This is a genomic window from Streptomyces sp. NPDC007863 (assembly GCF_040633895.1).
Taxonomy (GTDB): Bacteria; Actinomycetota; Actinomycetes; order Streptomycetales; family Streptomycetaceae; genus Streptomyces.
The window spans coordinates 1-12,755 of record NZ_JBEYEI010000022.1 but is presented as its reverse complement, the minus strand read 5'-3'; the positions used below and the strand labels follow the sequence as shown (position 1 = coordinate 12,755).

Sequence of the window (12,755 nt, the reverse complement as noted above, 5' to 3'; positions counted from 1 at the left end):
ACCGTGTCCGTCCTGCACGCAGTCCCGGGCCTGACCGTGGACGTGTATGCGGGCGGTCTTTGCCGCCGACGGGTCCGCAGTCCAGTCGTCATCCGATGTCGAGCACCCGTTCACCCATCCCGCCTCGTGCTTTGTCACGGGGACGATCCAGGGGACCACCGTCCCCTGCATATCGGCCGATCAGCAGGTCTACTTTCACCGGGGATACGAGCCGGCCGACCGCGACCGTCTCGACATGACGCAGCTCCGACAGGCTTTTGACATCGCCACCCACTTCTGACCCTCGTGCTGATCGGAGGGGCTGGCGTGACCGGTTTTCGGGATGCTCGCGACGGTCGGCGTGCGGCGGGCGGCGGTGGCGACCCGGTGTTGCTGGTCGCCGTCCGCTGCCCCGAGGACCTCACTATCCGGCAGATCGCGCCGCTGCTCGGCCGCGGCGGTCGGCCGGGAGACCCATCGGCTGTGGCCAAAGCTCGCGACCGAGTCGGCGACTCGGCCGCCGACGCGGTCGAGCGGCTGTGGATCGTGGACGGCATCCTCGTCCGGGTCCGCGACCGCAAGGTCGGGGCGTCCTCGCGTAACCACCGCTTCTCGGCGAACGTGCGTCCACCTCGCGCGGGCAGTCGATCAGCCCACAGGCCGGTACGTGGTCCGTGGATGCAAGGCTGCCCCCTGACGGTGCTCCCAGGAAGCTCCAGGGACCAGTACGACGCCACGCCCTTCTACTCACAGCGCGTTCGCCGAGGCGATGGCGGCGTCAGTAGATCGGTGCGGATGTCCTGCCGTGGAAGGCAGAAGACCGGTGGGTGGCTTGTCTCCAGGACGCGGATGCATCGGCGAGACTCGGCAAGGACTACTCCTGCATGGCGAATGACGACATGGCGCTCATCGGGATCCGCGAGCGGAGGCCTGGGATAGCCCCAGACCGACTCGGCGGGTGCGCGCCTTCCGCGGCCTGCCTCATCTGGATCACCCTCTCGTTCATGACGTCCCTGGCAACGGGCTTCACGGATGCGGGTCGGACAGCCGAGCGCCGTGCTCACTACCGAAGGCTTGGAGCCCCCGAGCTGGTAGGCCTTGCAGATGCGCCCTACCACCGGCTTCGACCTGCGCTTCCAGGCGTGGGTCGCGGCGACGTCGGGCAGGGAAGCCGTGCGAGAGACCAGCCGAGACGGCATGGCGCCTCTGGGAATCGCATCCGGGGGAGGCCGAAGGCAAGAAACAGAGGTGGATGGGATACGAGTAGTCGATTCGCTTGCGGGAGTGGAGCATGGATCTGAATGGCGCACGTGTCCTTGTGGCAGGTGGCACCGGCGTGTTGGGGGGTGCGATCACGACCGAGCTGGTCCACCGCGGTGCGAGGCCGGCCCTCGCCGGTCGCGACCCGAGCAGCCTGGCCCGGGCGGCGGAGACGTATCCAGCAGCTCCGACGGCTGTGTTCGAAGCGTACGACGCCGGGTCATGCGCTCGTGCGGTCGACCGGGCATCGGCTGCCCTCGGAGGCCTGGACGCGGTTGTCGTGGCCTTCGGCTCGGTGGCCTTCGGCAGGGTCGAACAGGTGGGTGACGAGATCGCCGAGCACCTGGCGGCCGTCAACTACCTGGCACCAGTGGCGTTCTTCCGTGCCGCGCTGGGCGTCTTGCAGCGCGGTTCCGCGATCGCCGCTGTCACGGGCATGGTGGCCGAGCGCCCGCAGTCCGGGATGGCCGACTACAGCGCCTCGAAGGCAGCATTGAGCGCGTGGCTCGGTGCCGTGCGTCGCGAAGTGCGGCAGGCCGGCGTTCGGGTGCTCGAGATTCGCCCTGCCCACCTCGACACGGGTTTTGCGGACCGTGCTGTGATGGGCACGGCCCCGCAGATGCCGAAGGGCGGTGATCCGCTTGATGTGGCCGCCGCCGTCGCGGACGCGTTGGCGGCAGGTGCTGAACTTCTCAGCACGGATCCTGCCGGGAAGCTCGTTGTCGCACCCCGGGCCAGGTAAGACCGCGCCACCATTCACGGGGCCGTAGGCCACAAGACCGAAGCCGGGTGCCCTGCGAGGACGGGGGTGGCTGCCGGGCATTCAGTGAGCTCTATCAGAATGGCCACTGATCGAGGGACTCAGGCCGAGTCGGGATGAGGACCGCAACGCACAGGGCTCCCGCGCCGTTGAGGGAGGTGTTCGAAGTCTCAACCCATCGGCACAGGAGCCCTGTTGGCTCCCCATCGCTGCAAGCTGCCGCCCCCCAGCGTGCTCTCGTGGGCCTGGTCTACCTCCGCCGGCACGACACGCTCACGCAGATCGCCGCCGCCTTCGGCATTACGGTCGACACCGCCCACGCCTACGTCCAGGCAGTCGTCCAGCACCTGTCCGGCCGGGCACTGGGCCTCCTGCGGGTCCTGCGGGTCCTGCGGGAGGACGATCCGGAGTACGTCCTGCTCGACGGGACGCTCGCCGAGTGCGACCGCGTCGGCGACGGCCGGGCGGACTTCTCCCAGAAGCACCGCCGTCACGGTGTGAACGTGCAGGTCGTGGCCGATCCCGCGGGCAGGCTGCTGTGAATCTCACTCGCGCTGCCCGGCCGCACCCACGACCTGACCGCCGCCCGCACCCACCGCATCATCCGGATCTGCGAATGCGCATCTTCGGCGAAGCCCGCTGCAGCCCCAACCGCATGACCACCATCGCCGCAGCCATCCTCACCCTGGAGCGTCAACGCTGAAGAATTCAATGGCTCAGCTTCCAGGAGGGCTACGGGAAGGCGCTGGGCAGTCCTGTCCGAAAGGTAGACGAACTCCACTCATAGGTGCTCCGGATATCTGAGTTCCAGCGCACCGTTCCCCGGTCGCAGTGCTTGGCGTGCCGGAAGTCCTCCAAGGAGGCCAGCACCTGGCCGAAGGTGATGGGAAGGGCCGTGTCAGGTTTCGAAGCCAGCCTTGAGAGCGCATCCGCGTTCGTCTCTCGCAAGGAATGGATCAATGACGCTGCCGACTCTCGAAGCGTCACTCGAGCGACACGCAGAAACAGTGAGGTAGACCTCATGCGCGTTGATCTTCTGGAAGGGCCGACACTCGCGGCCGGCGTCTGGCAGTCCGGGCTGGCCCAGGTCCTCGGCGGCCTCGTAGTCGTGGCGATCTTGATCGGTGCCTTCGTCTTCGGGATGCGGGTGAACAACAAGGAACTGCCGCCTCCCGAACCGGAATCACAGCCGCACCGGCCCGAATCCGACCGACTGCCCGGGGAGATGACGGAGTACCGGAAGCCGTCGGACGTCCCTCTGACCGACGGGGAGCACCGGCTCATGCCGTACAACCTAACGAACACAGGCGAGCCCGCCCCTGAACCCCCGAGCGAGGAGGAGCGCAAGTGGCGGGGCATCTCCAGCGGCGGCTTCGGTAGCGGGGGAACGGGTCATGGAGACTGAGCCGATTCCGGTCGTCGGCTATCGATACGAGTGCGGCGGTGGCAAGGGTCGCGCAGTCCCGCGGAGTTGTGCACCGTCATCAGGGCAGGAGGGTCTCGGCCGAGGCCGTGGGTTCCCGGGGCGACCACCGGCCCTGCAGAGCACTGTGAGTGAGGAGTACCTCCATGGCCACGTTCCCGAGTGAGCGTACGGACGTCATGGTGCCGGTGCCGCGGGCCTGGCGTGTGCGGCAGACCTCGCCGGCGCCGGCCTCGCGGTCCGCCTCCTGGAGGCGGACGAGTCGGCGGGCGGCCACATGCGCACCGATCAGGTCTCAGGCTTTACGGTCGACTGCGGATTCCAGGTCTTCCACACCTAGTACCCGCAGGTCAAGAGACGGCTTGACTTGAAGCGCCTGCGGCTGCGCCCGTTCAGCCCCGCCGTTCTCGTGTCGACGAAGCAAGGGATTCGACGGTTCACCGATCCCGCCCGGGACCTCCTTCGCGGTCGTGGCCTGCTGACCGACCGGGCGGCTTCGCCCGGGACAGGTGCCGCGGCCCGCCTTCTGCCAGAGCTGGAGGTTCCTGCGGGCCGTACCGTGAGCACGGTCTACCATGCGACCGAACGCTCCCCACTGACCGAACCCACGCTCGTCGTGGACTCCCGCAGCCGCTTCCTGAACAGCTGTGTCCTGTCCGAGCCGCATCCACGCTTCGCGAGTCTCCAGGCTTCCGGCTTCGGTGCCGCCGGCGATGTAGGCCTCGAAGTCCAGGGTGCCCTCCACTGCTCGCTGGTTCGGGATCCACTGGTCGTATCGCTTCCACTCGTGGACCTGGCTGTGCAGGTACTCCAGGACCCGCTGCCGGTTCCGCCACCACTCGCGGACCGCCCCAGGTGTCCACCGTCGGTCTCCGTCCCAGGCGCAGCCGTCCATGGGCTCGGCCTCGACGGCGCCCAGCAGGTCCTGGACCTCGTCGGGTGTGCACGGCTGGCGGTAGACGTACTCGGTGAAGTACGGACCGCCGTAGTGGATATGACGCGGGGCTTCGAGTCGTCCGGTCGCACAGTTGTCCGTCTCGGCCCCGTACACCGGCCCTGGGACATTGAGCCACAGACGGTCCTCCCGGCGACCGTTGCAGCTCGGGTGCGCCTGGAACAGTGCCGCCGCCGCGTCGAAGTAGGGCGTCATGACGGCAGCGTACGTTCGTTCGAGGGGCCGAGAGGCGGGCCCGGCACGTCGCGAGACCACCTGCCGTGGGACGGAAGGCCTCGACGAGCAAGCCGTGGGCGGCGTCGAGACCAGCGTAGGTGTGCCGAGACCAGACAGGACCACGGGGATGCTCCCGAGTTGCGGGGCGGATGGAGGGGTGCCGCGCACGCCAGTTGCCGCCGCACCTGCACGACAGCCAAGCCCTGATCTCGTCGGCCGAAGGCTTCCCTTCGTTCCGCTCCCGCCGTGGACGCAGGCGGCGCAAGCCGGGAACGCTCCACGCGGACAAGGGCTACGACTACCCCCAGCCGCGACGATGGATACGCAGACGCGGCATCACCCGCGGCATCGCCCACAAAGGGACCGGGTCCTCACGACGACTTGGCCGCCACCGCTGGACTGGGGAGCGCACCCATGGCCCGGCTCGCCGGCTGCCGCCGCCTCCCCGCCCTCGTCTGCCACCGCGGGCTCACCAAATGAGATGCCCTCCAAGTCTTGACGGACCGACGTTGCGATGACTTCATGGGAGCGCTCCCACGTGTCTTTCGAACCTCGTCGACTGGAGGCCCCGTGCATACCCGAGCGGCACCCCTGCCCCACGCCGTCCTCACCCTCGTGACCGGAATCGCGACGCTCCTGGCGTACGTCCTGCTCGGCGCGGCCGACGCGCGGGCCAGGACCGCCGACGCCGTGGCGACAGGACTCCACATCGGCGACGGACGACTGCTGGAGGCCAACGGCAACGACTTCATCATGAGGGGCGTCAACCACGCCCACACCTGGTACCCGGGCGAGACCCAGTCGCTCGCCGACATCAAGGCCCTCGGCGCCAACACGGTCCGGGTCGTGCTCTCCAACGGTCACCGCTGGGCCGCGAACAGCCCCGCCGACGTCCAGGCGGTCGTGTCCGACTGCAAGGCCAACCGCCTCATCTGCGTCCTGGAGGTCCACGACACCACCGGTTACGGCGAGGAGGCGGCCGCGGGCACCCTCGACCAGGCGGCCGACTACTGGATCGGCCTGAAGAGCGTCCTCGCGGGCCAGGAGGACCACGTCATCGTCAACATCGGCAACGAGCCGTGGGGCAACGCCGAACCGGCCGGCTGGACCGCCCCCACCGTCGCCGCCGTGAAGAAGCTCCGCGCAGCCGGCTTCGCGCACACCCTCATGGTGGACGCGCCCAACTGGGGTCAGGACTGGCAGGGCGTCATGAAGGCCGAAGCGCAGTCCGTGTACGCCGCCGACACCACCGGCAACCTGATCTTCTCCATACACATGTACAGCGTCTTCGACACCGCGCAGGAGATCCGGGACTACCTGGGGGCGTTCACCGCCGCCCGGCTCCCGATTCTCATCGGGGAGTTCGGGGGACCCGCCGACCAGTGGGGCGACCCCGACGAGGACACCATGATGGCCGCTGCCGAGGAGCTCCGCCTCGGCTACCTCGCCTGGTCCTGGAGCGGCAACACCGATCCCGTCCTCGACCTCGCCGTCGACTTCGACCCGAGCCGCCTCAGTGCGTGGGGCGAGCGGATCTTCCACGGCGCGAACGGCATCGCTCAGACCTCGCGGGAGGCCACGGTCTTCGGCGGAGGATCCCAGGACACCCAGGCCCCGACCGCCCCCGGCGGGCTCTCGGTCACCGGCGTGACCGCCGACTCCGCCTCCCTGACCTGGGCGGCGGCGAGCGACGACACCGGGGTCGCGGCATACGACGTCGTCCGGGTCGGCGGCGCCACCGAAACGCCGGTCGCGGCCACCACCGTCCCCGGGGTCACCCTCACGGGCCTTGCCGCCGACACCACGTACACCTTCGCCGTCTACGCCCGCGACGCGGCGGGCAACCGGTCCGCCCGCTCGGCCTCCGTCGATGTCACCACCGACGAAGGCACCTCCGTCCCCGGCGCGAACTGCGCCGTCGGCTACCGCGTCGTCGGTGAGTGGCCGGGCGGTTTCCAGGGTGAGATCGTCCTGCGGAACACCGGCACCACCCCCGTTCAGGGCTGGACGCTCGGCTTCTCCTTCACCGCCGGGCAGACCGTCGCCCAGGCGTGGGGCGGCACCGCCACCCAGACCGGCGGTGCGGTCCGGGTGACGCCCGCCTCGTACACCGGCACGATCGCTCCGTCCGGATCGGTCACCGTCGGCTTCATCGGAACCAAGGGGGCGACGAACCCGACCCCGTCGGCCTTCACCCTCGACGGTGCGGCCTGCGCCACGTCCTGACCCTTCGGGGCGCGGACACCGCGTCCGCGCCCCGGCGGGGTAACTGCAACTGATCGTTTCCGAACGGGTTCGGGGTGAGGGCTCGGCGACCCAGCGGATGCCGGCGAAGTGGCGCGTGTGGCGCATGCGGCGCATGTGACGCATGTGGCGGAAGTATCGGATGCTCTCGTGCCCGACGGCCTGGGGGAGCGCATCGCGTCGCTGACAGGCACCGAGCCTTTCCGGCCGGCATCCGCGCTCGATCTCCTGCCGGATCTCACCGCAGAAACCTTCGTGGTGGTTCCCGGGTTATGGCGGGCCGGGTGCGGGTCCTTCACCGCCGCACCCTCCGCAGGAGTCGCCGCCGATGTCGTCTGCCCAGGACCCGCCCGACCGGCCGCCGGCCCCGCGGGGCTTCGGCGCGGGGCGCGGCCGGTACTTCGAGGCGGCCACCGCGCGGCGCGTGCCCTCCGGCACGGCGGCCCGGGCGCGCTCCACCTCTGCCCGGCAGTGCGCGTCGAGTGCCGGCCAGCGGCGTCCGCCGGCACCGGGCCACAGCGCCGTCACCGCCGACAGGGCCGCCCAGGTGATCAGGCCCACGAGCAGCCACGCTGCCTGTCCCGCGTCCTCGTCGAACGGCACGGGAGCCTCGGTCACCACGACGTGCATGCCCATGAAGAAGGCCGCCATGGCGGCAAAGGCCGCGATCAGGGGCCTGCTGAGACCAGTCGTCATCGGCAGCCCCGTGTCACGCTCCCGTTCCCACAGCAACGTGCGGAACTCCTCGAACCGGGGGTGGCCGGGGATCTCGTACACCTTCACGCCGGTGGCACCTCCGGCTCCCCGGACGAACGCCGTGAGCACCGGGTCGCGCGGCTTCCTGCGCCGGGGGACGAGCCGCAGACCGCCGTCGTCGGCGACGCTGAGGAAGCGGCCGGCGGCCAGGACGAACGCCGCCGCCTCCGCCGCGTCCCGCGCGCCACCGGTCAGATATCCCGCGCGGACCGGATCCACGCCCCGCGCCGTCAGGCCACGCACCCTGTGCCGCCATCTGCGGTCACGGTCCAGGCAGTAGACGCCGCGCAGGACGTTGCAGACGCCGAACGCCAGCACCCAGAAGGTCAGGATTCCCTCGCCGTCGGTCAGCAGCCAGTCCACCGTGCGCCCCCAGCTCCCGGCCCCCCGGCCGACCCGGCGGCGGTAGGCCGCACGGACGCCCCCAGCGTAGCCGCGCACCGCCCGCGTGGGCAGAGGGAGCGGTGCGCGTCGGCGCTGATCCAACACCCCGCGTCACCGTCGCTCCTGGATCCTCGGAGTCCGTGCGAACGGAAACCGGCAGGCGCTCGACCGGTGTGGTCCGGGCGCCCGTCCCGGAGGTGAGGGGCGCGCCGGGGATGTTCGACGGCGGTGGTGATCTCCGTGTCCCGGGGCGGGTCCTGCGGGGGCTGGATCCGGGGTCGTACCGGCGGACGGCGGACGGCGGACGGGGGACGGCGGACGGCGGACAGGTCGAGCAGGGGGCGGGGCGGGTGACGAACGGCCGCGGCGGTTGTCGCTTCCTCGACGAACTGCTCGCTCACCTCGGCCGGGCCCTCGTCGCCGTCGCCCCTTGCCTCCGGTGGCCGCGGCGGGCTTTTCCGGCCCGCCGAGGACCTGGGCGGCGCGGGCATCGATCTCGGCGGCGAGAGACCGGAGTTCGGCGAGGTCGCGCTGGCATCCGGGGGACGAGCTGAAGCGCTCCAGGACCGTGGTGACGGTGTCCTGGTGGGGGGTCTTCGAGCTCAGTCGTGGAGAGGCTGGTGAGGTTCTCCGCGAGTTCGAAGTCGGCCATGGGGCCGGTTTCCGGGTCGTGCGTGGAGGAGCCCGGCCCACAACCAGCGGTGACAACTGCAGGGAAGTTCAGCCCGCGGGCGTGTCACCTGAGGGAGACAGCGCCCGAGGAACAGCCAAGACCTGTGCACGAGGGGGCTGGCCGTCGGCCGGCGAGGGGGGCTTGAGTCTCCCGTAGGGGGAGACACCAAGCTAGGGGCATGGACGGCGACACGCTTTACTCGATCGGCGAGCTGGCTCGGCGGACCGGTCTCACGATCAAGACCATTCGGTTCTACTCCGATCGCGGAATCGTGACGCCGACGGACCGCAGCCCGGCCGGCTACCGCCTGTACAACATCGACGCCGTCGCGCGCTTGGACCTCGTGCGGACCCTGCGGACACTGGGGCTCGACCTTCCCACGATCCGCAAGATCGTGGATCGGGAGCTCTCCCTCCCCGAGGTCGCCGCGGCGCATGCCGACGCACTCGCGGCGCAGATTCGCATCCTTCGTCTGCGGCACGCGGTGCTGACAGTCGTGGCCGAGCGAGGGCTCACTCCCGAGGAGACCGATCTCATGCACCAGCTTGCCCAGCTTTCCGAGGACGAACGCCGAGATCTCATCGGCGATTTCCTCGACACCGTCTTCGACGGTCTCGGTGCCGACCCCGCATTCGCGGGGGTCAGGCGCTCGATGACCCCCGAACTGCCGGATGCTCCCGAGGCGGAGCAGGCCCGAGCATGGGTGGAGTGGGCCGAACTGGCCCTGGACCCCGACTTCCGTGCCGGCGTACGACGAATGGCCGAGGATCTGGCAGCCGAACGAGCACAGGGCGACACCACGGGCCCGCGCCCCGACTTCGCCGCAGCTGTCCGTGACCTGGTCGCCCCAGCCCTGACGGCGGGCATCGACCCGGCCTCCCCTCAGGCCGATCCGATCGTCGCGGCGCTTGCCGATCGCTACGCGCCCATCTGCGGCCGCCCTGACGACGCCGAGCTTCGCCGTCGGCTGCTGCTCCGGCTGGAGAGTGCGAACGACCCGCGCAGGGACCGGTACTTCCAGCTGCTCGCAGTGATCAACAGCTGGCCTGCTCCGGAGAGCCTGGCGCGCGTGCTCGACTGGTCCGTCGAGGCTCTGCGCGTTCGGACGCAGCGGTAGTGGGCCCGGAACCGACTGTGCCGGGGCCGGACGCCGACGCGGACGATCGGCCGGTGACCGACACCGCCGTACTGCGTGCGGATGCCACGCCGTCCGCTGCCGCCCTCGTCATTCGTCCCTGGTGCATGCAGGACGTTCCCGCGCTGGTCGAGGCATGCCGGGAGGATCCAGACTTGCGCCACTGGACAGGCTCTTCCGTGGAGAACGACACCGACGCGGTGCGGTGGGTGCGGGCCCAGCAGCGAGGATGGGCGGTCGGCGACCGGTTCGGCTTCGCGGTCCTCGAAGCGCAACCCGACCCAACCCATGGGCAGTTGGTCGGCAATGTGGTCCTCAAGGAAGTCGCCTCCGGCAAACCCTCGGCCGAGGTGGGCTATTGGACCGCGGCGCATGCTCGCGGACGGGGTGTGGCGCCTCGCGCTCTGGAGGCCCTCACCGGCTGGGCCTTCGACACGCTCGGGGCCGGCCGGCTGACGCGTCTGGAACTCCTGCATCAGGTGGACAACTCCGCTTCGTGCCGCGTTGCGCAGAAGAGCCGGTACGAGTTCGACAGCCTTCTGCCCGCGGCGCCGCCCTCCTTCCCTCTCGACGGTCATCTGCACATACGGTGCAGGGACGCCTGAGATCCACGCGTGCTCTGCGGATCGGCCGAGGTGGGTGTCTGTTTCGTGAAAGTGCCTGGGAGTGGTGCGCCGCCGGGTAGAACTGCTGGTCAGGAAGTCCGCTCCCCGCACCCGCTGGAGTGGCCCCAGGCCGCGGGTGCGCTCGGCCCGCAGGACCACCTGGCGCCGACGGCCGGGCCCGGTCGCGGCGCACCGTTGCCGACGCTGTGGACCGGAGCGTGCCGCTCGATGGCGGCGCGTGGTCCCCGGGATCGATGGTCGCCTTTTCCCGCTCCGTTTATCCGCTGCCCTCTCGTCACGGGAGGGCAGCCTCTCTCGGGCGTCCTGTCGGGGTCGCGGTGGGGGCTTTCAGCCGAGTGTGGTGATGGTGGTGTTCCAGCCGCCGGTGCCTACTTCGGTGGAGGGTCCGTCGATGGGGTTTCCGGTGGTGTTGGCCGGCAGGACGCGGTGACGGCCACCAGCACCGTCTGGGACAACCAGTGCTTCACGTATGACGTCCTGGGCGAACTCGTCAACGCCTGGACCTCCAAGCTGATCCCCAACGGCTCGGGAACCGGCTGCAAGGCCGCCAACGGCACCACCTGGGGCAACCGCACCGACGCATCCTCCTCCACCGGCCCGATCGCCGACGCCTCCGCCGACGCCACCGACACCCCGGCCGGCCTGACCAACACCGCCCCCGACGCCACGACCCTCTCCACCGACACGAACTCCTACCACCAGGCGTTCACCTACGACTGGATCGGCAACCGGGTCACGGCCACGGACCGCGCCCCCGCTGGAACCACCACCTACACCTCCACCTACAACACCACCCAGCCCCACACCCTCGCCTCCGTCGCCTCCACCCCGGCCGGCAAGGAAACCAGCTACACCTACAACCCCACCGGCACCACCAAAACCCGCAACCTCCCCGGCACCACCCCCGACCAGACCCTCCAGTGGACGGCCGAGCACAAACTCGCCTCGAACACCGTCGGCACCACCAAGACCACCTACGTCTACGACGCCGACGGCAACCGCATCCTCGAGCACACCCCGAACACCGGCAGCACCCTCTACCTCGGCGAAACCGAACTCACCACCGACACCGTCGGCCTCATCACCCGCGCCTCCCGCGCCTACGCCCAGGCCGGCACCCCCACCGTCGTCCGCACCACCACCAACCAGTCGGCAACCGGACACACCCTCAACGTCCTGCTCACCGACCACCTCGGCACCGCCCACACCACCGTCGAAGCCGGCGGCACCCAGCCCGTCACCCGCCGCGCCTTCAAGCCCTACGGCGAACCCCGCGGCCCCAAGCCCGCCAACTGGCCCAACAAGCGCACCTACCTCGGCGTAGGCATCGACGACACCATCTCCGGCCTCACCCACATCGGCGCCCGCGAATACGACCACACCACCGGCCGCTTCCTCTCCGCCGATCCCCTCATCGACATCACCGACCCGCTCCAAATGAACGGGTACACCTACGCCAACGGCAGCCCCATCACCAAGAGCGACCCCACCGGCCTGCGTCCGGAAGGCGTCTGCGGCGGAAACTCCAGCAGGTGCAACTCCGACAACGACGGAACCGATGCCTCACAGACCTACCACGAATCGTGGGAGTACAAGGTCACGGGCTGGAAGTACAACAGCTGGGAGGAAAACCAAGAGGGGAAGCGGACCTACAACAAGCCTCACGGTGTGAACTGGGGAACTGTCGTTCTTTTCCACCGTCGAAAGATGACGTGGAACGGCAACACAGTTGCGGGAATCGGTCGGTTCTTCGCTTCCGGTGTCGATGCTCTCCTCATGATCAAGCCCATGAGTGACAGGGTGAGCAGCTCTCCGGTAGCCGACGGGTATGACGGCCTGATGGGAAATATGGGCGTCGACACCACAGACCCCGGCTACGAAGACGGTGAGGGGTTCGTGGGAATGGTGGCCCTGCCCTTTGCCGGGGCCAAGGGGTTGCTCAAGAAGTGTCATTCTTTCCTTCCTGAAACCGAAGTTCTCATGGGTGACGGCACGGCCAAGAAGATTGAGGACGTCCAAACCGGCGATGTAATCCTCACCACTGACGTAGCCACCGGTCAGGAGCGGCGAAAGAAGGTCGTCGAGACTATCCGAACGGAAAGTGACAAGGAGTTCGTCGAACTCACCCTCGCCACCTCCAACGGTGGCAGCGTCCTCATCACTACAAGTACGCACCCGTTTTGGGTTCCGGAGCTCGACAGCTGGATCGAGGCCGGCGATCTCGCCAGCGGGGACTGTAAATCGTTCGGTGTAACTCCCGATCATGGAGGATGCATCGATGACCAGTGAGAACGTGCCCGAGGGCGAGTCCGTCGAGGCGGCTGAGCCGCAGCCGTCGAGGGTG

10 protein-coding genes and 3 pseudogenes are annotated in these 12,755 nt (G+C 69.3%); 10 read left to right on the top strand and 3 right to left on the bottom strand.

Annotated elements, in window-relative coordinates; translation table 11 throughout:
* Window positions 1-55: 55 nt before the first annotated feature.
* Window positions 56-280, top strand: a pseudogene (locus tag ABZ621_RS30055) (amino acid transporter); the annotation flags it as partial.
* A 442-nt stretch (window positions 281-722) separates the two neighbouring features.
* Here ABZ621_RS30055 and ABZ621_RS30050 read toward each other — a convergent pair.
* Window positions 723-1,178, bottom strand: coding sequence for a DUF427 domain-containing protein (locus tag ABZ621_RS30050; protein ID WP_360609581.1), 456 nt, complete (start codon window positions 1,176-1,178; stop codon window positions 723-725).
* A gap of 92 nt (window positions 1,179-1,270) precedes the next feature.
* Between ABZ621_RS30050 and ABZ621_RS30045 the strand changes: the two genes are divergently transcribed.
* The 4 genes and pseudogenes from ABZ621_RS30045 (at window position 1,271) to ABZ621_RS30030 (ending at window position 3,762) form a co-directional block, all read left to right on the top strand.
* Window positions 1,271-1,981, top strand: coding sequence for an SDR family oxidoreductase (locus tag ABZ621_RS30045; protein ID WP_360609580.1), 711 nt, complete (start codon window positions 1,271-1,273; stop codon window positions 1,979-1,981).
* Window positions 1,982-2,206: 225 nt separating this feature from the next.
* Window positions 2,207-2,702: pseudogene (locus ABZ621_RS30040) on the top strand (transposase family protein); the annotation flags it as partial.
* Between the two features lie 192 nt (window positions 2,703-2,894).
* On the top strand, window positions 2,895-3,404 hold the full coding sequence (locus ABZ621_RS30035) for a DUF6479 family protein (protein WP_360609579.1): 510 nt from the start codon (window positions 2,895-2,897) through the stop codon (window positions 3,402-3,404).
* A 217-nt stretch (window positions 3,405-3,621) separates the two neighbouring features.
* Window positions 3,622-3,762, top strand: coding sequence for an FAD-dependent oxidoreductase (locus ABZ621_RS30030; protein ID WP_360609685.1), 141 nt, complete (start codon window positions 3,622-3,624; stop codon window positions 3,760-3,762).
* Here ABZ621_RS30030 and ABZ621_RS30025 read toward each other — a convergent pair.
* On the bottom strand, window positions 3,718-4,572 hold the full coding sequence (locus tag ABZ621_RS30025) for a ferredoxin (RefSeq protein WP_360609578.1): 855 nt from the start codon (window positions 4,570-4,572) through the stop codon (window positions 3,718-3,720). The genes ABZ621_RS30030 and ABZ621_RS30025 overlap by 45 nt on opposite strands.
* Before the next feature lie 257 nt (window positions 4,573-4,829).
* On the opposite strand from ABZ621_RS30025, the pseudogene ABZ621_RS30020 reads away from it, so the two are divergent.
* Window positions 4,830-5,009 (top strand): annotated as a pseudogene (locus ABZ621_RS30020) (IS5/IS1182 family transposase); the annotation flags it as partial.
* A gap of 154 nt (window positions 5,010-5,163) precedes the next feature.
* Window positions 5,164-6,819 (top strand): cellulase family glycosylhydrolase, encoded by a 1,656-nt coding sequence (locus ABZ621_RS30015; RefSeq protein WP_360609577.1) that lies wholly within the window; start codon window positions 5,164-5,166, stop codon window positions 6,817-6,819.
* Between the two features lie 288 nt (window positions 6,820-7,107).
* On the opposite strand, the gene ABZ621_RS30010 is transcribed toward ABZ621_RS30015, so the two are convergent.
* Window positions 7,108-7,956, bottom strand: a complete 849-nt coding sequence (locus tag ABZ621_RS30010) for a hypothetical protein (protein ID WP_360609576.1) — start codon at window positions 7,954-7,956, stop codon at window positions 7,108-7,110.
* 872 nt (window positions 7,957-8,828) lie between these two features.
* Here ABZ621_RS30010 and ABZ621_RS30005 point away from each other — a divergent pair.
* The 3 genes from ABZ621_RS30005 to ABZ621_RS29995 all read left to right on the top strand — a co-directional run bounded on the left by ABZ621_RS30005 (window position 8,829) and on the right by ABZ621_RS29995 (window position 12,700).
* Window positions 8,829-9,767 carry a MerR family transcriptional regulator gene (locus tag ABZ621_RS30005; protein ID WP_360609575.1) on the top strand — a complete coding sequence of 313 codons (939 nt, stop codon included), beginning with the start codon at window positions 8,829-8,831 and terminating at the stop codon, window positions 9,765-9,767.
* A 53-nt stretch (window positions 9,768-9,820) separates the two neighbouring features.
* Window positions 9,821-10,390, top strand: coding sequence for a GNAT family N-acetyltransferase (locus ABZ621_RS30000; protein WP_360609574.1), 570 nt, complete (start codon window positions 9,821-9,823; stop codon window positions 10,388-10,390).
* Window positions 10,391-10,837: 447 nt separating this feature from the next.
* Window positions 10,838-12,700, top strand: a complete 1,863-nt coding sequence (locus ABZ621_RS29995; protein ID WP_360609573.1) for an RHS repeat-associated core domain-containing protein — start codon at window positions 10,838-10,840, stop codon at window positions 12,698-12,700.
* Window positions 12,701-12,755 lie beyond the last annotated feature (55 nt).